This is a genomic window from Crocosphaera chwakensis CCY0110, assembly GCF_000169335.1.
Classification (GTDB): domain Bacteria; phylum Cyanobacteriota; class Cyanobacteriia; order Cyanobacteriales; family Microcystaceae; genus Crocosphaera; species Crocosphaera chwakensis.
Genome location: NZ_AAXW01000006.1, coordinates 61,108 through 82,831, shown reverse-complemented (window position 1 = coordinate 82,831; position 21,724 = coordinate 61,108). Strand labels below are relative to the sequence as shown.

18 protein-coding genes are annotated in these 21,724 nt (G+C 37.1%); 8 read left to right on the top strand and 10 right to left on the bottom strand.

Annotated features, from left to right (window positions below; all coding sequences use genetic code 11):
* Positions 1-25: 25 nt before the first annotated feature.
* From CY0110_RS05770 to CY0110_RS05755, 4 genes are all read right to left on the bottom strand, one after another.
* Positions 26-2,443, bottom strand: coding sequence for a methyl-accepting chemotaxis protein (locus tag CY0110_RS05770; RefSeq protein WP_008274382.1), 2,418 nt, complete (start codon positions 2,441-2,443; stop codon positions 26-28).
* A gap of 295 nt (positions 2,444-2,738) precedes the next feature.
* Entirely contained in the window at positions 2,739-3,194 is a 456-nt protein-coding gene (locus CY0110_RS05765) for a GNAT family N-acetyltransferase (protein ID WP_008274381.1), read from the bottom strand.
* A 25-nt stretch (positions 3,195-3,219) separates the two neighbouring features.
* Complete coding sequence (recR, locus tag CY0110_RS05760; RefSeq protein ID WP_008274380.1) at positions 3,220-3,828, bottom strand: recombination mediator RecR; 609 nt, start codon at positions 3,826-3,828, stop codon at positions 3,220-3,222.
* A gap of 78 nt (positions 3,829-3,906) precedes the next feature.
* Complete coding sequence (locus tag CY0110_RS05755) at positions 3,907-4,659, bottom strand: hypothetical protein (protein WP_008274379.1); 753 nt, start codon at positions 4,657-4,659, stop codon at positions 3,907-3,909.
* Positions 4,660-4,813: 154 nt separating this feature from the next.
* On the opposite strand from CY0110_RS05755, the gene CY0110_RS05750 reads away from it, so the two are divergent.
* The 3 genes from CY0110_RS05750 to CY0110_RS05740 all read left to right on the top strand — a co-directional run bounded on the left by CY0110_RS05750 (position 4,814) and on the right by CY0110_RS05740 (position 8,510).
* Positions 4,814-5,965, top strand: coding sequence for an anhydro-N-acetylmuramic acid kinase (locus CY0110_RS05750; RefSeq protein WP_008274378.1), 1,152 nt, complete (start codon positions 4,814-4,816; stop codon positions 5,963-5,965).
* 467 nt (positions 5,966-6,432) lie between these two features.
* The gene (locus CY0110_RS05745) at positions 6,433-6,876 is read left to right on the top strand and encodes a hypothetical protein (RefSeq protein ID WP_008274377.1); all 444 of its coding nucleotides are present in this window, start codon (positions 6,433-6,435) and stop codon (positions 6,874-6,876) included.
* Between the two features lie 77 nt (positions 6,877-6,953).
* Positions 6,954-8,510: a serine/threonine-protein kinase gene (locus CY0110_RS05740; RefSeq protein WP_008274376.1), complete on the top strand. Its 1,557-nt coding sequence runs from the start codon at positions 6,954-6,956 to the stop codon at positions 8,508-8,510.
* Between the two features lie 82 nt (positions 8,511-8,592).
* Here the strand turns inward: CY0110_RS05740 and CY0110_RS05735 are convergent, their stop codons facing one another.
* Positions 8,593-9,471, bottom strand: a complete 879-nt coding sequence (locus CY0110_RS05735; RefSeq protein ID WP_008274375.1) for a universal stress protein — start codon at positions 9,469-9,471, stop codon at positions 8,593-8,595.
* A gap of 213 nt (positions 9,472-9,684) precedes the next feature.
* Here CY0110_RS05735 and CY0110_RS05730 point away from each other — a divergent pair, with 213 nt between their 5' ends.
* The 3 genes from CY0110_RS05730 (at position 9,685) to CY0110_RS05720 (ending at position 12,545) form a co-directional block, all read left to right on the top strand.
* Positions 9,685-10,518: a metallophosphoesterase gene (locus CY0110_RS05730; RefSeq protein WP_008274374.1), complete on the top strand. Its 834-nt coding sequence runs from the start codon at positions 9,685-9,687 to the stop codon at positions 10,516-10,518.
* A 152-nt stretch (positions 10,519-10,670) separates the two neighbouring features.
* Positions 10,671-11,513, top strand: coding sequence for a glycosyltransferase family 2 protein (locus tag CY0110_RS05725; RefSeq protein WP_008274373.1), 843 nt, complete (start codon positions 10,671-10,673; stop codon positions 11,511-11,513).
* A 63-nt stretch (positions 11,514-11,576) separates the two neighbouring features.
* Entirely contained in the window at positions 11,577-12,545 is a 969-nt protein-coding gene (locus CY0110_RS05720; RefSeq protein ID WP_008274372.1) for a sulfotransferase family protein, read from the top strand.
* A 72-nt stretch (positions 12,546-12,617) separates the two neighbouring features.
* Here CY0110_RS05720 and CY0110_RS05715 read toward each other — a convergent pair whose 3' ends face one another.
* The 4 genes from CY0110_RS05715 to CY0110_RS05700 form a co-directional block, all read right to left on the bottom strand.
* The gene (locus tag CY0110_RS05715) at positions 12,618-14,144 is read right to left on the bottom strand and encodes an IS5-like element ISCysp16 family transposase (RefSeq protein WP_008273831.1); all 1,527 of its coding nucleotides are present in this window, start codon (positions 14,142-14,144) and stop codon (positions 12,618-12,620) included.
* 492 nt (positions 14,145-14,636) lie between these two features.
* Positions 14,637-16,013 carry an MlaD family protein gene (locus CY0110_RS05710; RefSeq protein ID WP_008274371.1) on the bottom strand — a complete coding sequence of 459 codons (1,377 nt, stop codon included), beginning with the start codon at positions 16,011-16,013 and terminating at the stop codon, positions 14,637-14,639.
* A 95-nt stretch (positions 16,014-16,108) separates the two neighbouring features.
* Positions 16,109-16,894 (bottom strand): ABC transporter ATP-binding protein, encoded by a 786-nt coding sequence (locus CY0110_RS05705; RefSeq protein ID WP_008274370.1) that lies wholly within the window; start codon positions 16,892-16,894, stop codon positions 16,109-16,111.
* 292 nt (positions 16,895-17,186) lie between these two features.
* The gene (locus CY0110_RS05700; protein ID WP_008274369.1) at positions 17,187-19,727 is read right to left on the bottom strand and encodes a glycogen/starch/alpha-glucan phosphorylase; all 2,541 of its coding nucleotides are present in this window, start codon (positions 19,725-19,727) and stop codon (positions 17,187-17,189) included.
* Between the two features lie 456 nt (positions 19,728-20,183).
* Between CY0110_RS05700 and rppA the strand changes: the two genes are divergently transcribed.
* Both rppA and CY0110_RS05690 read left to right on the top strand, forming a co-directional pair.
* On the top strand, positions 20,184-20,855 hold the full coding sequence (gene rppA, locus CY0110_RS05695; RefSeq protein ID WP_008274368.1) for a two-component system response regulator RppA: 672 nt from the start codon (positions 20,184-20,186) through the stop codon (positions 20,853-20,855).
* A gap of 116 nt (positions 20,856-20,971) precedes the next feature.
* Entirely contained in the window at positions 20,972-21,325 is a 354-nt protein-coding gene (locus CY0110_RS05690; protein WP_008274367.1) for a hypothetical protein, read from the top strand.
* 44 nt (positions 21,326-21,369) lie between these two features.
* On the opposite strand, the gene CY0110_RS05685 is transcribed toward CY0110_RS05690, so the two are convergent.
* Complete coding sequence (locus tag CY0110_RS05685) at positions 21,370-21,687, bottom strand: 2Fe-2S iron-sulfur cluster-binding protein (protein WP_008274366.1); 318 nt, start codon at positions 21,685-21,687, stop codon at positions 21,370-21,372.
* Positions 21,688-21,724 lie beyond the last annotated feature (37 nt).

The following is a 21,724-nucleotide window of genomic DNA, read 5'->3' as shown; positions in this document are numbered from 1 at the left end:
CTGTTATAGATATTTTTAATGTGGTCTAACTCAGTTTGAAGGTATCAACGGAGTCTTGTAATTGATTAGCCATTTTGGCTGTTTTTTGTAGAGATTGGGAGACTTCGATAGAAGAACAGGAGGTTTTCTGGGAGACTTGGGCAACTTCTTCCATTAATTGAGTAACCGATTGAGAGGTATCTGCTTGAGATACTGTTGTTTGAGAAATTGACTGTAATAGTTCATCAATGTGACGAGAAACGGTCACAATTTTCCCTAAACTTTTTTTGGTACTTTCGGCTAAATTGGTTCCTTCTACCACTTGGGCAGTACCGACTTCCATTGCTTCAACCACTGCGGTGGTTTCCCGTTGAATGGTTTCGACAATTTTCTCAATTTCTTTGGTTGCTGCTGCTGACTGGGCTGCCAACTGTCCGACTTCTTCTGCAACTACCGCAAAACCTCGTCCTTCTTCTCCTGCGCGAGCTGCTTCAATACTGGCATTAATGGCGAGTAGGTTAGTTTGTAGGGCAATTTGGTTAATTAAGGAAATAACTTTAGAAATCTGTTGGGATGATTCCCCTAATCGTTTAACTTTTTTGGTGGTTTCCCCAACTGTATCCCGTAATTGAAGAATACTATTAACGGTATTATCCATCGCGTCTCCACTCAGTTCAGCAGTTTGGGAGGACTCTCTAGCTGCTTGGGCTGCTTCTTGAGCATTGGCTGACACTTGTTGAATGGATTGGGCCATGGCTTCAACGGAGTTTAACACCTGTTGAATTTGTTGGGCTTGTCCTTGAGATTGTTGGGCCAATTCTTGGATGGATTTTTCATCCCCACTCAACGATGAGTTCACTTGTTGGGTAGTTTGTTTTACCTGGGTAACAATGTCTCGTAAATTTTCAATAATGGCGTTGAAAAAGTCGGCGACAATACCTATTTGTCCGTCAGAAATTTCGGCCCGAACGGTTAAGTTTCCATTGGTTGCTTCCTCAATATCGCTTAACAAGCGTATTAATTCATTTTGCAGTTGTTGTTGTTGTTGTCGTTCTTGTTCAGCGATTAATTGTTGTTGTTGACTATCTTGTTGAGCTTCTAATCGTTGACGGGTCGCTTCTTCTTGTTCAACTAATAGGGTTTGAATCTGTTGAACCATGCGATTGATATTAGATCCTAATTTAGCAAGTTCATCGTTTCCTTTAACTTCAATACGAGTGTCTAATTCTCCATCTCCAATTTGTTCAACGGCTTGAGCTGCATTAATAATAGGTTGAGTGAATCGGTTGGCTAAATAGGCTGCTAAGATAGCAACCCCTAAAGCTGTTAATAAAGTTCCTGCGGTGAAGGTTAATAATAGGTAACGTTGAGGTGCAAAAGCGGTACTCACTTTATCCGCTACGATAATACTCCAGTCTTGAGTGGGTAAACCGTCAATATTTTGTAAAGGTGAATAAGCCACCACATATTTTTCTTTGTCAATGGTACTAACATCAAAAGTGACTTGTGTTTTTTGATCCGTTTTTAAGGTAGAAAATTCAGGAAAAAATTTGTTAATTTCTTGATCAATTTCTTTGGAATTTTCAGAGACAAATACTTTATTGTTGTTATCAGCAACTAAGTATTTAGGATCGTCTTTATCGCCAACTTCTTGAGACCGACTTTTAATGCTTGAGCGAATTAAATTATCAATATAACTGGCATCGGTTCTTGTGCGAATAACATAAAGCAGTTCTCCGGTTCTTTCATGAAAGACTGGAGCAGCCACGAAAAATGAAGATAAATTATTAGCTTTTGATATTCGTAAGGGATTGATAACTGGTTCTTTAGTTTTAACAACTTCTTGCCAATAATCAATCTTACTATAATTAGGAATAGTTTCTTCTCTATCCTTTTCTCTACCTTCTAAAAGTGTATTTCCTGTCTTAGCATCGATAACTACAATGCTATTGATTCCATTTTTTAGAAAGCTTTCTAAGGCTTTCTCCTTTTCTTGTTTGGTTAGTGCTTGGGAAAGTTCAGGATTGGTTAAAAGAGGCAAATTAGATAAATCAATAACTTGCTGATAATTAGTTTTAGCAAATTGTGTGAGATCGTTACTAACAGTAACAGCTCTTGTTTTTTGGTACTTTAATTCTTGTTTAGTTAACGATTGTTCAGTTAAATAGTAATTAATTCCACCAATAGCTAGGACTGGAACAGTACCCAGAGCAATTGCTAGTAAAGTGGCTTTTGTTTTTAAGTTAAATCGTTGCCAAAAAGGGATGTTTTTCTGGTTTGAGCTTAAATTTTCATCCCTTTCTAAGGTATCAGTTTCATTAGATTGATACTCATTAACTTGGGAATATCCACCAATAATTATTTTCTCCTTGTCTTGTTGATCATTAATAATTTCATTTTGGTTATTATCATGACCATTATTTGAAGCAATGGAGTTAGATTCGCGGTTTTGCTTGCTGTCCATACAACCTACCCTATAAATTATAATGCAAATATTGATAGCAGAATTAACTCCCTACCCATGAAAAACTAATGACTTCAAGGGTTCAATTTAACCCTGAGCATCTTTAGCAATTTTTGATAGAGATAATAAGTACCAGAAAATATCTAAATGGTGATCCGCTATTTATACTATTCCCAAATTTTAAGTAAGAATAACAAAAAGCCTTTAAAATTATGACCTACGTAGAAGGTTCCTTGTACGAGTCGTCATCTTTGATTTTGGCTGGTCGATAGGAGATTATGAAGAATGCTATTTCTCACTCATCCTTTTTCAAAACCATAATGTATAACGGGAGTCGAAACCACTTGGCAATGGTGGAAGTTACTCTAAATTTTTGCTGTAATGAGGAGGAAATTGTGTCAAAATCTACCTCAACAAATCCTAAACGTTGATAAAAATCTTTTAATTGATCCCCTAAACATTCCAAATAAAGTGGATAATGACTTATTTTTATGAGATGTTCCGTTAAATAAGTCCCTAATCCTTGGTTGCGATAGGATTTTTGAACGACAATACTCCCTAATTCTTGAGCTTGGGCAAACGTTCTCAATTGACCACAAGCAATAATTTGTCTATCTAATTCAATAATCCAAAATTGTTCGGGTCGCAACTGGGTCGGATCAAGAAATTCCCTCAGCACTAACCAGCGAATTATCCAAATATTCTGGGAAGTTGCTTGGCGTAAACAGTATCCTCTAGGCAATTCGATCATCAAAACATCTTACTTATATTCTTAATTATTCTAATTCTCTTCTTCCTTCTAACGCTCTGGCTAGGGTTACTTCGTCAGCATATTCTAAATCTCCTCCCATGGGTAAACCAAAGGCAATACGAGTCACTTTAGTAAAGGGTTTGAGCAGTTGACCAATATATAGGGTTGTGGTTTCTCCTTCTACTGTGGGACTAATAGCTAAAATAATTTCTTTAATCCCCTCTTGAGTCACTCGTCTCACTAATGCTTGAATATAGAGTTGTTCAGGGCCAATACCATCCATAGGGGACATCACTCCTCCTAAAACATGATATTTTCCTCGATATTCTCTAGTTTTTTCTAAAGCAATAACATCACGGGAATCTGCTACCACACAGACGGTTTGGGAGTCGCGGTTAGGGTTACGACAAATATCACAAATGGGTTGTTCAGAAAAATGAAAACAAACTTTACATAACCCCACGCGCTTTTTGGCATCAATTAAAGCTTTAGCAAGGGCTTGAATTTCATTATCAGGACGTTTAAGAATATGTAAGGCAAGACGTTGGGCTGTTTTTGGCCCAACTCCTGGTAACCGTTGCAATTGTTCAATTAAGCGTGCTAAAGGGGGTGTATATATAGGGCTTTTCTCCAAATGTAATTAGACAGTTTATTATAGATAAAATTAAGGTTAGAGAACAATTATCGTCAAGTAAAACAATGATTCAATGCTTTAATCGTCTGATTGAGGCTTTTTAGGTTTCTCTATTTTTCTAGAGGGTTTTTTCGGGGGTAACTTACCGTCAGTGGTTGCTTTAACTGGTTTTTTATATCTTGGAATTTTTTTTGTCGGGGGTTCTAAGTCTTTGTCCCATCCCCAACAGTTACGAGACGGTATAAATTTAAAATTACCTTGAATGAACCAACGAGGGGGTAAATCTTCCTTTGCTATTTTAGGGTTAAAACGAAAAGGTTTAGCTTCGTCCTCTCGCCTCATTAACACAGGAAGATGGGAAGCTTTAAATTTGCCTTTGGGATCATTAGCATTTTGATTACGATAGACTGAAATCACTGGAGTTCGTACTTGAGGTACAAATTGCCAAACGCCTCTAAATTTAAACATTCCTGGGTCTTCTTCCCAAGGGTTTTCCTCTTCCCAAGCGGCCACTTGAAAGTAAATTTGAGGATCTTTGCGAGGAATCATTAAACATTTGGGATATACTCGCAAAAATAAGGTTTGATCAGGATTAGCGGCCATCTGCTTTAGCCAAGCTTGATAGCGATAGCCCGCAATAAATAATTTATAGCGTTTTCCCCCTAAACGAATAAAAAAGTTACCCTCTTCATCTTGTTCTGGTTTCCCTTTAAGGGTTCCAATGGCTTGAAAAAGAATAGGGTTTTCCTCAACTTCAATATTGTTGGTTGAAGTTTCTTCGGATTCAACGGGTTGTGAGACCTCAGTAGTGAGTTCTTCAGGGACAGACATTTTGGCGTTTCCCAATAGTTTTTTTGTGGTTGATCTGACTAAATTTACCTAAATCATAAACCCCTAGATACCATAAGTCTAGGGGTGTTATAATAAAGACTTTGACCTTAATAACTATAACTAAAAATTGTTCAAAATTAAATAGGGCATAAATATGTATTGTCTGGGATTAATGAGTGGCACCTCTGTGGACAGTATCGATGCTGCACTGGTGAAAATTACAGGGGAAAACGTCAATTTAGAGATTGAACTATTGTCTGGAATCAATCATTATTATCCAGAACAATTAAGACAAACCATTTTAGAAGTGGCTGATGGACAACCCTTATCCGTTGAAGAAATAGCTAAATTGGATGAAGAAATTGCCTTATGTTTTGCAGAAGCCGTTAATAAAATCAAACAAGAGTATCCTAAAATAGCATTAATTGGTTCTCACGGACAAACAATTTATCATCGTCCTCCTCTCAAAGAAAAATTAGGTTATACCCTACAGTTAGGCAGGGGAGAAATAATTGCTAATTTAACAGACATTCCCACCGTTAATAATTTTCGCGTGGCTGATATAGCAGCCGGCGGACAAGGTGCGCCTTTAGTGTCTAAAATTGATGCTCATCTATTAAGTCATCCTCAATATCATCGTTGTGTGCAAAATCTAGGAGGCATTGGTAATGTCACCTATTTACCGCCGAGAACCAAAAAAAACTGGGAAAATAGAATTGTGGGGTGGGACACAGGGCCAGGAAATATATTAATTGATCGAGCAGTTAAACAATTAACTAAAGGGGAAAAAACCTATGATAAAAACGGAGAATGGGCAGCCCAAGGAACTCCTAATGTACTCTTAATTGAAAAATGGTTAACTCAAGACTTTTTTCAAGAAATTCCTCCTAAATCAACGGGAAGAGAATTATTTGGAGAAGAGTATTTACAACAATGTTGGCAAGATGCACAAATCTATAACTTATCAGAAGCAGATTTTTTAGCCACCCTAACCGAGTTAACTGCTGCGTCAATTGCCCATAGTTATCAACAATTTTTAAAAGACCCCATTGACGAAATTTTATTATGTGGTGGAGGGTCTCATAATTTACACTTAAAGGAACGCATTCAATCTTATTGGCCGTCTACAACTATAGTGAAAACCACTGACGACGTGGGAATGAACAGTGATTTTAAAGAAGCGATCGCTTTTGCTGTCTTAGCCTATTGGCGATATGTCAGTAACATACCAGGCAATTTACCCCAGGTAACTGGAGCAAAAGGAGCCAGGTTACTTGGTGATATTCATCTTCCTCTTTCAAAGTAATAGGTAACATTAAAGTTATTTCTGTGGTGATGGGGTGGGGAAATATTGATCAACCAGTGAGCCAGAAACAAACACATAAAAAATATAAAGACCTGTTAGTTTTCTGTAAATTTAGGGAAATCTAAAGTAGAGAAACCTAAGAGTGATAAGAGTCAGAGTATAAAAAGGAAAACACACCCATTTATTAATAATGAGTTAGTGCAAACATAGCCTTTTCCTTGATTTTTGACCAATGGTCAGAGCCGACTCCGTCATTATACGGTGAGTGCAGTTGCTCCACTTGGGGTCTCCCCAATTAAAGGAGGCGTGGGTGCGTAACCTGCGTCCCCCATAGATTGGTTGCAACCTCGCCGATGTCCCTCGTCAACTGGCCAACCCGAAGGTCAGAGTCATTTCTGACTTGAACTCTAACTTTGTCCCACCTAGGATCTTAAATTTTATAGTTAAAGAGATTAAGGAGTGGTATTTTGGCTCATAGCTTTTTAATCGAAGCCGGACGCTGGACAATTGAGGGAAATTGGCTCGAACGCAATGAAATGCCCCAACCTGTCAAAGGGAAGAGTCTCGTGGCTTGGAGTAATGATAATTGGTTCACTATGGTGACTAAATTGGTATTTCCCCGAAGCGATCGTCCCGAAATTGCCTTTCAATATCGAGGTCATCTCAGTGGGGAAGAACGAGAATATACCTATGTTCTCCAGCAAAGCGTTTTAGGGAAAGTAGAAGGGGAAGGATGGATCGGACCCGACTCGATTATTCAACGTTATTGGGTCCTTGGCGATCGTCAGAGACGCAGTGGTTTTGAAACCTTTTACCGTCTTAACAACAATACCTATCATTTCTCTGGAGGTTTGCTCAGTGGCCATTACCTCACTAGCACCATGGAAGCTATTTTTGAACGTCAATTATGATTATTATTTTCTATTCTCAAATTTATTGTTCCTAAGCCTTAATTTTTTATTGATATTCCGACCATTAATGAACCATTATGAATCCCCCAGTTACCATGAAAGAACCTCATCAACGTCGTTTATTGGCAAACCGCTATCAACTCGTCGATATTGCTGGCAGTGGTGCGATGGGTCAAGTCTATCGTGCTGAAGATAAACTGCTGGGTGGTGTCACCGTTGCGGTTAAATTTTTATCTCAAGCTTTACTTAATAGTAAAATGCGAGAGCGGTTTGAACGAGAGGCCACAGTTTCTGCGTTATTAGGGGAAAAAAGTAATCATATTGTAAGAGTACGAGACTACGGCGTGGACGAAAAAGAGATACCCTTTTATGTAATGGAATTTCTCAAAGGGGAAAGTCTCAGCGAGGTGATCAAATTTCGTCCTCTACCTCTATTAAGATTTTTAAAGATCACTCGGCAAATTTGTTTTGGTCTTGAATGTGCCCATAAAGGCATTATGTTTGAAGGAGAAATGTGTCCTATTATTCATAGAGATATTAAACCTAGTAATGTTTTTTTAGTTCAAGATCCGGCTTTAGGTGAGTTAGTCAAAGTTTTAGATTTTGGAATTGCTAAATTAATTCAGTCAGGGGAAGCTCAAACCCAGTCATTTATGGGAACCTTGGCTTATTGTTCTCCAGAACAAATTGAAGGCAAAGAACTTGATAGTCGTTCTGACATCTACAGTTTGGGAGTGATGATGTATGAAATGATCACGGGAGAAATGCCCATTTTCCCAGAAAATTCTTCTTTCGGGGGTTGGTATGAAGCCCATCACTATACCAAACCTAAACCCATCCCGGCTAAACTCCGTCTTCCTTCGGAGTTGAAAAGCTTGATTTTCCAATGTATGGCTAAAGCTCCTAAAGATCGTCCTCAAACAGTAACGGAAATTTTACAAAAGTTAGAAAAATTAGAACCGACTCAATTAGAATCGCAACAAGAAACTGTGGTGGCTAATCCCAAACAAGGGATCGATAGGTCGACTAAGTCTAGTAAATTCACTAAATCCACTTTAAGAAAAACTTGTCCGAAAGGGGATGATATCTGTTTAAAAATGTTTTGGCCTGAGGACAAACCTCAACAAAAAATCGTTTTTCCTCATATCATTCGCGCCCCAGAAGGTAATTTTGCCAGTCTTTGGGTGATGCTTAATGAACAAGATATTGCAAATCGTCTTTCGAGTATTCGTTACAATCAATTTGTTTTTATCACCAGTCCTCATCCGATGATTTTATGGATCACTGTACTTTATCATCGTGAACATGGACCAAGATGGTTACCTTGTTATCTCGATCTTAAAAGTTCTTCTGGTCAACGGTTTGCTCGTTTATTAGGAGAATCTGGCTCTTATTGGATTTTATTTTTTTCCTTAGAGAAAGGTAAGGCGTGTCAGCACGTTTTGACAACAACGATTGCCCCCAACCAATGTCAAAATTTACAGGAATGGGCTGATAAAAGTCAACTATTGCGAGGGGGTAAACCTCAAATTACCAAACGGATGTTAAAACAAGAATTCGAGAAGCTTAAACCGACTATTGAAAATAAGCTTAAGGTTGCTTATACAACCTCTCGCAATGGTTCCCGTGTTTAGGTGTTATCTTTTGTTTTTAACTTCTTAGTGAAGAAGGGAAATCGACCATCGGGTTTTATCTCCTTTTTAAAACGAAGCTATATCATTTTTCAGGAGAAAAAAATAAGACAGGAAACCAACTTTGACTAAGAATATCATTGGCTAAACTAGGGGCTGTCCAGGCTAGAAAATTAGAACGATACTGACAAGCAGTAGCGATCGCACTAATATCATAATAAATGGCTGCGTCTAAAATTTCCTCTAACGGGTTTCCTTGGCGTATTTCTGTGTTTACTTTCAGATTAAGGGTTTCAAGTTGTTGTTGAACTTGATTTAATTTTTCTTGTGCCTGTTGTAGATGATATTCACTTAATTCGTGAGAACGGCCACCATCATCAATAACCCATAACAATAAACATTGTTCAAAAGACCCATCGGGTTGGTTTTGAGCCATTTGTTTGATTCGTTCTAGAAGATACTTGGCTGAGTCACCATCGTTATAAGGAACCAATAAATAACGCCAGAAATGCTTTGTACGTAAACTTAGTTCTTCGTAGGTGTAAGTAGAAATGAGTTGGGGACGAAGCACCATCAAAGGAGTGGTGGTTGCCGGGGCTAAGTCTAGGGTATGGCTGCCAAAAATTTTGGTTTCGAGGGCATTGCGAACGGGCATTCCTGTAAAAACAACGTCTATCTCATAGGTTTCAATCAATTGTAGAACACAATCTTTTACTGTTCCTGAGAGAACTTCTATTTTTACTTCTACTCCATTCGGAACCTTATCTAAGGCAGGGGCAAGACGTTCTTTGGCTTGGGCAATTTTTTCTTCATCTACTTTAGCGATTCTTTCATCTTCCCATACAGAGATGCTATGAAGAAAGATAATTCGTTTGAGGCCATTATTAGCTAAGTTAGAAACAAAGTCCACTAAACGATAGAGGCCATCCTTAAAATCCGTACAAATTAAGCAATTTTGAAACATATTGATGTTAGTCCAATCAATTAGAAGCTGGTTTTTCTATTCTTAGAATAAAATAATCTGATTTAACTTTCAGAAAATATTGACGTTAAGATGTGATTATTAAGTAGATATTCTTAACGATAAACCTTATAAAAATACCGTAAATTTAAGGGTTTGTTTTAATTTCTGGCTATGGTGAGAAGTAAGATTACTCATCACACACTCTATTAAACCATGCTTGCTCCTCTTTTAAGCGAACCTTTGAGGGTAGAAAGGTTAACTATCCCTATAAAGGGTTTATCCTCTCTCCTAGAAGGAACAAAAATTGTGCAACTTTCAGATTTGCATGATGATGGACTTTGTTTATCTTCGGAATTACTTACTCACGCGATTACTCTAAGTAATCAAGAGCAACCTGATTTAGTTGTACTTACAGGGGACTATATTACTAATGAAGCCAACACAATTTATAGTCTAGCCCCTAAATTAAAATTATTGCAAAGTCGAGTAGGAACTTATGCTGTTTTGGGAAATCATGACGTTTTGTCTCGTCAGGGTAAACCTATCGTTACAGAAGCTTTAACTGAAGCTAATATTAAAGTTCTCTGCAATGAAATTGTTAGCCCTTTTGAGGATAATTTACCCATTGTGGGATTAGCGGATTTTTGGTCAGGAGAGTTTAACCCTGAACCTATTATGGCTCAACTGGGTGAATCTCAACCTCGTTTAGTTTTGTCCCATAACCCTGATACGGCTAGTATTCTACAACGGTGGCGGGTTGATTTACAATTATCGGGACATACCCACGGAGGTCAAATTGTTATTCCTGGTTTTGGGCCAGGCTTAATGTTACTGCAACAAGTGCGTGAGCATATTCCGCAAAAATTACAAAACTGTATCCCCTATGTCAATCATTGTTCTGGAATTCTCAAAAATTGGCAATGGCATCAAGGATGGCATCATATTGGAGGAAACCAACTCTATGTTAATCGAGGTTTAGGCACTTATTTTCCGGGACGGTTTTTCTGTCCCCCAGAATTAACTGTTATTACTTTAGTCTCTGGTTAAATTAGGTAATGAACGGGGGAGTAGACGGTTTAATTATTATTTTCTATTCCCTTTTTTTACTAAGATGTTTATTAAGTTTGTGGTATTTATATTAGATAGGAAGTTCGTCTAAAACTCTGTTAAAATAAGTTGGAATTTATCTTGAATTAACGATGATTAGTGTTATCACTCCTGTTTATAAAGGTGAGGCTTTTATTGAATCTTGTATTAAGGTGGTTATTGAGCAAAATTGTTCTGATGTTGAACATATTATTGTCGATGGTGGTTCTCAAGATAAGACCGTTGACATTATTAAACAATATGCTGAAAAATATCCTCATCTTCGCTGGATTTCTGAAGCGGATCAAGGTCAATCTGATGCTATGAATAAAGGGATTAATCTTGCTAAAGGTGATATTCTTGCTATTTTAAATGTTGATGATTATTACCAGCCAAATACTTTAAATCGAGTATTAGATATTTTTAAAACGTTACCTAAAAATAGTTTTTTGGTGGGTAATTGTAAGGTGTGGGATGAACAGGGTAAGGTAAAGTTTATTAATAAACCCCAAAAATTAAAGTTAACAGAACTATTATTAGGTTGGTCAATTAATCCTCATCCGATTAATCCTTCTGCTTATTTTTATCATAAGTCTTTACATAATGAAATTGGTTTATATGATGTTGAAGATCATTACACAATGGATGTGGATTTTTTGTTAAGAGTTGTGCAAAAAGCTAAGGTTCATTATCAAGACGAACTTTGGGGAAACTATCGAGATATTGAAGGGACAAAGACTTTTAATGATCGAGAAAGTGGACAAGGGGAAAAAAGAATGAAAAATTTATTTGATCAATATTATCAGCAATTATCTTCTAGAGACAAGTTACAAGTTAAAATTAAACGTTATTGGTTACAAAAAATATGGAGTAAAATTCAATACTTTGAGAGACATCCTGATGAAATTTTATTAGTAATTGAAAAAAAAACAAATATCTTTACAAAACCTAAATAATGATTTATAATTTTAATTATTAAATATTTCAAATCATAATTATAATCATTATTAATTAAAAATATGAGCTTAACATTATCAGATATCTTAAATTTCAGAAAAATTGAATCTCCTGTATTTATAGTAGGTGCGCCTCGCAGTGGAACTAGTCTACTTTATCGTATACTTCAACATCATTCTAGCTTTAAATTACAACACTATCAAAAATCATCTAAAGTTGAGTTAACAGAATCTTTAATTTTTCAATATCCCTATAAAATTTTAGGTTCTGAACAACTAGATTATATGCTCAATAATAAGGAAAAGTATAATGAATTTCTGAATTCTACTGAATGGATTAGAAAATATCAAAACACTGTATTAGCTCAAAAAATAGTTCCTAAAATTTTAGCAAAAAGTAACTCATCGTTGATTAAAGAAATTGTTTGGCAACTCACAATGACTCATTTTTTGGTGGCTACATTTTTTTACTACGCTAAACAAGCTAGAAATGTTAAACGAATTATAGAAAAAACGCCACAATCTATTTTCATGCTTCCTGAAATTAAAAAGACTTTTCCACAAGCTAAGCTTTTATTTATTTATCGACATCCTATTGATGTTTTTAGTTCTTATAAAAAAAGATTTAAAATAACTCAACAGTTAAATAATAGTCAATCATCTCTAGGATGGTTAAAGATTACAAAAGAAAAGTTCTGTGAAGATTATGAATTAAGTATCAATCTTGCTTTACAAGAAAAAAATAAAAATTCTCAACAATTTATGATGGTTGCTTACGAATCCCTTGTAGAATATCCTCAAAAAACCATCACTGAAATTTGCGATTTTATCAATGAATCTTTTGAAGAACAATGTTTAGTACAAAATCAATCTGACTCTATTAACTGGAAAGTTGATCCTGATCTTTTTGGAACAATTAATAAACGCACTAAAAACTGGACAGAATTCATTGATGAAAGAGATGGTCAATTTATAGAAAACCGATTAAATACAATTATGAAATTATTAAACTATAATAAATATACTAACTGATTTAGATAAAGTAGCCTAATCCCTCCATCTTATCTTAATAAATAGGGTTTGCTGAAAAAGTTTCTCCAAAATTTATGCGGCCAAAAGCCGATAATTTCCCTGCCAATTAATAATTTTTCTTTCTATAAATTTGCTATAAATATAATTTTCATTAATATAATTGTGGTTGAATAGTTCATCAGTTTTAATATTAATGAATAACCACAAATAAAGCGACAAAAACTGCCGAAGCAGTCTGGAAAGATTGACAACTAGAAAGGTAATGGCAATAGAAGTTTCTGAGGTTTCAGGGAGTTTAGTCATGACGAGATTCAAGCTAAACGAAGATTTAGCTTGTCCAAATTTTCCCTCAATAGCATTTCGGAAACTTTCGTCTGAGCGAGCTTGTTTCTTCTCTTCTTCACTGACATTTTTCGGAGGTCTTCCTAACTTCGGACCACTAATTCTTATTCCTCTCTCTTTACACCAATTTCTATTTTCTCTAGTTCTATAAATTTTATCAACATGAACAGATTCGGGATAATAGCCAAACATTTCTCTATACTTTTCTACTTGTTCTTTTAAATGACAAGATTCATTTAAGTTTTCCCAACTTATTCGGTCTAAAAATACATAATTATCCACACAGCTAACCGAGAGCTTAGCTCCAAACTCTATTGGTTTTCCTGCTTTTCCTCTGACTATAGGACGAATATGGGGTTGAGTTAAACTTACAATTCTTTGGGGAACACTCTGGGTTTTATTCTCCCACATTACTCGTTGTTGTTTATAAACTTTTTTGATAGTTTCTAGAAGATTTTGCTGTCTTTTACTCAGATTTTTGAGGGAAGCCCCAGCTTGATTCAAGTCTTCTATATGTCCTAGATTGTTCTTAACGTATTTCAACTGTTTTTCTATAGCTTTTCTCCTTTCTTGATAAGAAACTTTTCCTTTTTTAGCTACCTTTAAATATTCTTTTCTGGCAATGTGTCTAGAAATTCTCGGTTTTTTCCTCAGTTTTCCTCTTAAAGCTTTATAAAGATTGTCTATTATTCTTTCTGTCTCAATTCTAGCTTGATTTAATATTCCTAAATCTGTCGGATATTTTATATCGGCCGGCGCACAAGTTGCATCTAGTATTAGTTTACCTCGATTTTTTAGTTTTTTTCCTTTTTCTTGGGGTAAATCCTTTTTTTTTATTTCTTTATCAAGCTTTTCTTTCTCTTTTTTCACTATTTCTTTATTTATTTTATTCACCAAATCTACATCAATCCTTTTCCTAAAATGAACTAGCATTGAAGCTTCCACTGGTGGCTCTTGTTGATAACAATTTAAACCTATAAAGTATTGTAGATAAGGATTTTCTCTAATCTGTTCTATTGTTTCTCTATCACTTGTTCCTAACTTTTCCTTAATAATTAATATCCCTAATGCCATTCTAAATGGTTTAGCTGGCGCACCTTTTTCTGCTGAAAAAAGTTTAGCATATTCTTCTTCAAAATCATCCCAAGGTATTAGTTCTGCCATGATTACCCAACGATTACTTGGGGATAATTTTCCCTCGAAGGGCAATTCAAAATTTTCTGGGGCGGGTGAAGGCTGCTCCTCTTTTCGATACATTTGTTCTTGACTAACAACTGCAAGGTATCCCTACCAATTTTAGCGGTTTTTAGCTGCACTAGCTGATCTTTTTTTGTCATCGAATATGAGTGTAACCTTTTGATAACAAGGGTTACACTCATATTCAGCAAACCCTAAATAAGAAATCTTCACCTAATTTTTTTTAGAGATAACTATTCCCAACTTACCAATATTTATCTTTTGTTGTAAACCACTGCATTCAAAAGTTGACTAAAAAGTCAATGCCTAGCAAATCATTCTCATGATCGTCCATTCTCAATAAGCGGAAAGTGCCTGATAATTGTTTAGGGTAGCTCAACCTCTGGAAATACCTTTAAACAAGCCTTTTGACAAACTTGTCTCCCCGATTAGTTACTATACATCTTCTAATGGCAAAGTTATGATTTCAGTCACAATTTTGTTCGTGAGTAATAACATTTTTTTTCCTAACGGAGTTCACATTTCAAGTAATCAAGTAATTTTTTACTCTTCTTACTCCCCTTGGTTTTTCACTGAAGTCGGAGTTATATTCGTCTCTGTTTTAGAGATAGGTTTCTTAATATTTGAAAGACGTTTTGGTAATCTAGCACCTGCTTTCTCGTCAGGAGAAAATGACTTTAAGGTATGGTTTGGCAATAAGCTATATTCAACCCGATCGCTCACTGATTCAATCACTTGTCCGACATAAACCTGTTGTTCTAATTGTTCAGTATAAGCCACTAAATTACTCAATCCATCGATCAACTTACGAATATTATTTCTAAAGGTAGGATCGCCGGTTAATTCTTCTACATCAGAAGTTATTTTTTGAGTATTTTCAAAGGTCACACGAGCAGAATCTAAGGTTTTTTGAATGGTCAGTAGCACTTCAGGATCGTTGAGAGATTGGGATAAATTTTGTAAATTTTCTGATGTTTGGGCTGCATTAGTCATCAAGGTTTCGAGATCGTTGGCTAATTTTGCCATATCAATTTCATCGATCCCTTCATTCAGTCGATCCACTGTCGTGTTAAAGTTCAACGCTAAGAAGCGGACTTGATCGCTGGTTCTTTGAATACTGTCTAAGGTATTAACAATGTTGCCTCTATTTTCTGAGACTAACCCATCTAAATTACTAATTAAATTAGCAGCACTGCTTACAGTTCGATTAAGGTCGGTGCGATTTTCTGCTACTACTGTATTGACGTTACGCATTAATTGAGACGCATCTTGGGCTGCTTGATCAGCACTCCGAAGAACATCACTAACCCCTCCAATTTCTCCCCGTGTCGCCTTTGATAATTTAGTGACCTCTTCAGACAAAGTTGCTACTTTGCCCCCTGCTTTAGCCACATTTTGCAGTGCTGCGTTCATATTACCAACAAACTCAGGATCGCTATAAGCATTACTCAAACGGGTTAAGGCTTCAACTAACTGTGATCCTGTTTGTCCCATCACTTGATCGTTATTACAAAGAATTTTCCCTGCTTGTTCACAATCTTCACTGGTAGGATCAATACTTAACGCATCCTCAGATAACTCCCTTGAGGGGGTAATATCTACTGACGCTTCTCCGATGAGACCATAACGATTAATCTGGACTTCCGAACCCTTGGGAATGCGTAGTTGAGCAGAAGAAATTTCTACAGCAACGGTTACACCGTTACTACTGGGTTGTAGTCCTAAAATTTTACCCACTGCAACCCCTCGATAACGAACCGGAGCCCCAATTTGTAAACCACTGACATCTTTAAACTCAGCAAAAAATTGATAGGTTTTTTGGCCAATAATACCCCCTCGTAGCCAAACCACTAAGCCCCCAAATATAATTAAACCAAAGAGGGCAAAGAGTCCCACTGAGCCTTCTTGAAGGGTTCGCATTCGTAACATAGTCTTGCCTCACACTGTCTCTGTTAGGGATTAAATCAATTAACTCCCCTCTTACCATAACTTAATCAACTGAAGTTGGGAGCGATCAATTATGGTTAATCAATGACTCGAATAGGGCCTTTAACACTGGCATTAAAGAATTGTCTGACAATTGGGTTAGTCGTTCGATCAATCTCATGAACCTTTCCTTCCCATTGAATTTTGCCCCCATAAAGGAAAATAACGCGATCGGCGGTGCGCCGAATGGTACTATCTTGGTGAGATACCATAACGTAAGTATCACAGCCTCCTGGCGCTTTTTGTAAGCTTCTTACTAGGTCTTCTATAACGGTGGAAGAAATGGGGTCAAGGCCGGCGGTGGGTTCATCGTAGAGGACAATTTCAGGGTCATCTAGAGGATCATCTGGGTTGGCAATGAGGGCCCGAGCAAAACTGACCCGTTTTCTCATCCCTCCTGATAATTGGGAGGGGTAGCGATCGCTCATTCCCTGTAAACCCACCATAGCGAGTTTTGCTTCGACTAATTCCCGAATGCGAGGACGAGGCAATTTAGAATGTTCGTAGAGGAAAAAGCCCACATTGCCGTCGACGGTAAGGGAGTCGAATAGGGCTGCTTGTTGGAACACGAAGGCAATACGCATAGGTTGATGGCCGTCTTCGATGATGCCTTTGCGTCGTTTTCCTTTTATGTAGATTTCTCCAGTATCGAGGGGTAATAATCCAGCGATTAGTCGCAAAATGGTAGATTTTCCTGTACCTGATGGTCCAATGATAACTAAAGCTTCTCCTCGATAAACGGTGAGATCAATTTCATCTAAAATAATCTGATTTCCAAAGGATTTAGAAACCCCTCTGAGTTCAATTAATGCTTCTTTTCCCATAAGGTAACAATGCTGAAAATAGTTTGCGATCTCATTTATCTTAGAATATTTATAAAATATAATTTTAAATTATAGTTATTTTATTTAATTATTTGATTTTTAAAACTCGGAGACTCAGTAGATCAAAAACTTACTTGTTTGGGCTGAAAGGGAACGGGCGAGTAAGGGAAGAAGAGAAGATTATTTTAAACATTTTTCAAGTAAACAAAGTTTTTCAAGGGATATGAACCCTTCTTTTTTTAATAGTTGAAGATAAGGTTTGAAATCTAAATTTCAAACCCTATTCTTAATATTAGTTGATAGAGGCGTTAGGATTATATTCCTCAATCTTAATATCTACAGGCTCAACATTCCAGATTTGTTCGCAATATTCAGCAATCGTACGATCAGAAGAGAATTTACCCATTCTCGCAGAATTGAGAATAGCCATTCTGGTCCAGTTATCTTGATCCCGATAGGCTTGACTCACGGCATCTTGGCAGTCAACATAAGCTTGATAGTCAGCCATCAACATATAAGGATCATCATTCATTAATTGATCCACAATGGGTTGGAATAACTCGCAGTTGCCATGACTAAAGTAACCGCTAGAAATGCGATCAATAACACCTTTTAAGTTACCGTTGTTGTGGTAGTAGTCACTAGGAGAATAACCCTGTGCTTTGCGATCATAAACTTCTTGTGCCGTTAAACCGAATAAGAAGAAGTTTTCTGCACCAGCTTCTTCGCGGATCTCAATATTAGCCCCGTCTAAGGTACCGATGGTTAATGCCCCATTCATAGCAAACTTCATATTACCCGTTCCGGAGGCTTCTTTACCTGCAGTTGAAATCTGTTCAGAGAGATCAGCAGCAGGATACACCCGTTGACCTAAAGAGACATTAAAGTTAGGCATAAAGACTACTTTTAAGCGTCCGCGAACATCGGGATCATTGTTAACTACCTCAGCCACAGCGTTAACTAACTTAATGACTAATTTAGCCATGAAGTAGCCGGGAGCTGCTTTCCCACCGAATAGGAAGGTACGAGGAACATAATCCCCATCGGGTTGGTGTTTCATGCGGTTGTACAGGGTAATGATTTCGAGAACCATTAAATGCTGACGTTTGTATTCATGAATACGCTTGACCTGTACATCAAACATGGTGTTGGGGTCAATTTCAATGTTGCGATATTTGAGTAAATAATCAGCTAAATCCCGTTTATTGGCTTGCTTAATTTCTAACCATTGCTTACGAAACTCAGCATCATCAACAAATTGCTCCAGTTTACGCATTTCGTCTAGGTTTTTTAACCAACCATCTCCGATTTTTTCGGTGATTAATGAGGATAGTCTGGGGTTACTTAATAAAATCCAGCGACGGGGAGTCACACCATTGGTCTTATTGTAAAATTTCTCTGGCCACAGTCTGGCAAAGTATTTGAGGGTGTCTTGTTTGAGTAACTCGGTGTGTAAGGCTGCTACTCCATTAATGGCGTGGGAACCTAAACAAGCTAAGTTGGCCATCCGAATTAATTTTTCGGATCTTTCTTCGATTAAGGAAATATTGCTGACTAATTCGTCATCATTGGGGAACCAAGTGCGAACATTCTCTAAGAAGCGATAATTGAGTTCGTAGATGATTTCTAGATGTCTAGGCAGTAATTCACCAAAAATAGTTACAGGCCAGCGTTCTAGCGCTTCTGGCATTAAGGTATGGTTGGTATAAGCTAGGGTTTTAGTGGTAATGTCCCAGGCTTTATCCCAGTTATAATCGTGTTTATCCACTAAAAGGCGCATTAACTCAGCTACTGCTACAGCCGGGTGAGTGTCGTTGAGTTGTACTGCAACTTTTTCAGGAAACTGATCTAAGTTATCGTGATTACTCAGGTGAATACGAATCAGGTCTTGTAGAGACGCAGAAACAAAGAAATATTGTTGTTCTAAGCGTAATTTCCGCCCTGCTGGGGTGTTATCGTTGGGATATAACACTTTAGAGATGGTTTCTGCTCCCATTTTTTCTTCTACAGCGCGATCATAGTGACCGGCGTTGAAGGCTTCAAAGTTAAAGGACTCACTGGCTTCTGCTTTCCAGAGTCTTAAAGGGTTAACGGTGTTGGTTTTATAGCCAGGAACCGGCGTATCGTAGGGAACAGCTAAGATAGTACGGTCAGCCACCCAGAAGCTTTTGAGATTACCGTTATCATCATGGGTTTTCTCGGTATGTCCCCCCAATTTGATTTCTACTGCTTCGTTGGGACGTTCTATTTCCCAAGGGTTTTCAAACCGTAACCAATTATCAGGAATCTCGACTTGCCAACCGTCTTGGATGGTTTGATGGAAAATACCAAACTCATAGCGAATACCGTAACCAATGGCTGGCATAGCTAAAGAGGCTAAGGAGTCCAGGAAACAAGCTGCTAAACGACCTAATCCTCCGTTTCCTAGTCCTGGATCGGGTTCTTGTTCGATAATATCATCCATGTCTAAGTTCATCTCTTCGATGATCTCTTTCATGGTGTTGTATAATCCCAAATTCACCATGTTATTCCCTAACTGACGACCCATGAGAAATTCAGCTGAGAAATAAGAGACGATTTTAACTTCTTCTTTTTTGTAAGTCTCGATGGTTTTTAAGAAGCGATGTAATAGGCGATCGCGAATGGTATAGGATAAAGCAACATAATAATCTCTTAGGGATGCTTTAGAACGATCAACCCCTTGAATATAAAAAAGATGATCCAGAAATGCCCGTTTTAGGGTTTCTTTGCTCATTCCTGTGCGATCATCTTCGATTTGAATGTTGGAGCTTTTGGCGTTAGGGTCTTTGACTTTGGAACTTAATCTACTCATAAATTAATCCTGAGTGGGCTATGCAAACTTTTCTATAGATTTCAATAGCAACTATGTCACCATAAGCAAAACGAAAAGTACAAGGAAACAAAATAAAAATCACTTCATCTGTGGCTTTAACTTTTATGGATTTCCTTCCCTTTTATGTGTCGTGCTACTTAGGCCAGCATATACTATTTTGCAACGTAATCAGATTGATTCAGTTACGCTTTCTTGACAATTGGTTTACTTTTTTTGTTGATATAGCTTCGCCCCCATCATAGATTATTCATTGAGTTTGGCTGTGTTTTCTTTAGATTTATTTAATAGAATAATAAATTGATTATTAATAATAATTTAACTTTTTTAGAGGTTGGACAATGTTATTGTAAAAGCTTTTAGAAATCCATTTAAAGGTCATAATATTATGATATAGAAAGAAAATCAAAATCAAGACATTTCCTATCCTAATAATCAATGAAAATACTTCTTGTTGATGACGAAGCGGAATTAACCGAACCCCTTTATCATGTGTTGTCCCACGAAGGTTATGACGTAGATGTGGCCGATAATGGTCAAAAAGGTTATGAATTAGCTTTACAAAATAATTATGATTTGTTAATCTTAGATTGGATGTTACCTGGTAAACCAGGACTGTCTATCTGCCAAGAATTGCGATCGCAAGGTCAAAACACTCCGGTCTTGTTCCTCACCGCTAAGGACACCCTAGATGACCGAGTAATGGGTTTGGATGCTGGTGCAGATGACTATTTAGTTAAACCTTTTGAGTTAAGGGAATTAATGGCTCGAGTTAGAGCGTTGTTACGACGTTTTCCTAGTTTAGAAGGGACTGGGACAGGTCGGTTAAAAATAGGAGATTTAGAGTTAGATCCAGAGAACCAAGTGGCTTATCGTCAAGGAAGAATGGTTAGCCTATCGGACAAAGAAGTGAAGTTGCTGACCTATTTCATGCAGCATCCCCACCAATTGTTGACCCATAAGCAAATTTATCAGTTTTTGTGGGAAGAACCCGAAAAACCAAATAGTAACGTCTTAGCTGCTTTAATTCGTTTACTAAGGCGCAAAATAGAAGAAGAAAGTCCCTTAATCCATACAGTGTACGGAAAAGGCTATCGTTTTGGAGAATAATAATTCTTCCAGGATATAAAAATTTAATAGAGAAATGTAGGCAAAATTAATATTTTGTAATAAGATGAAAAAAATCTATGGAATTGTAGTACCTAATACAATAGGGGGTGAGGTATATGAAAGGAAAAGAAAAAAATTCCAACCCCATAGTGGTGGACTTAACCCAAGACATATTACTGCGTACTACTATCCCTTTAGACAACCATGCGGCCTTAAGATCAGGATTTGTGGGTTATCCGATTAATCCTCGCTGGAGTGTCAGTAAAGTTCGTGCTTGGAAAACCGGCCGTCAGTTGCGTCAAGCACTACAAGAAGGGGAACTAATGATTCGCTCATCAGATTCTATGTTAGTTCCCAGCGATAAAGAACAAGAAGGGATATCAGTGTGTCAAATACCCACTCAACCGTATAAGTGGATGTCCTGTGCGGAATGGGTAAAGCAACTGTTCATAACCTATCAAACCGTTTAATCAATGAGGTGGAAAAATTCCACCTCTTAATTATTTGACAAAATTTAGAATATTTCTTCTTCTTGATAAGTCAAAATTGTACAATCAGACGTAGGAGAAGCAGCACAAGTAAGAACATAACCAGCATCAACTAAAGGATACCCTAAAAATTGAATCGCTTGAGCGGTTTGTTCAACCGTTCCCTCAAGCAATTTTCCAGCACAAACCGTACAAGCTGCAGCACAACAACAAGCAGGAAGATCAATTCCATCTTGTTTAGCTTGATCTAGAATGATCTGATCAGATGCAACTTTAATGGTTCTTTGGGTTTGATTTTTAGGGTTGACAAAAGTAACAGAAAATTCTTCTTGGCGACTGTTCATATTAAGTTAAAGTCCTCAACTGACATAAAAAAATCAT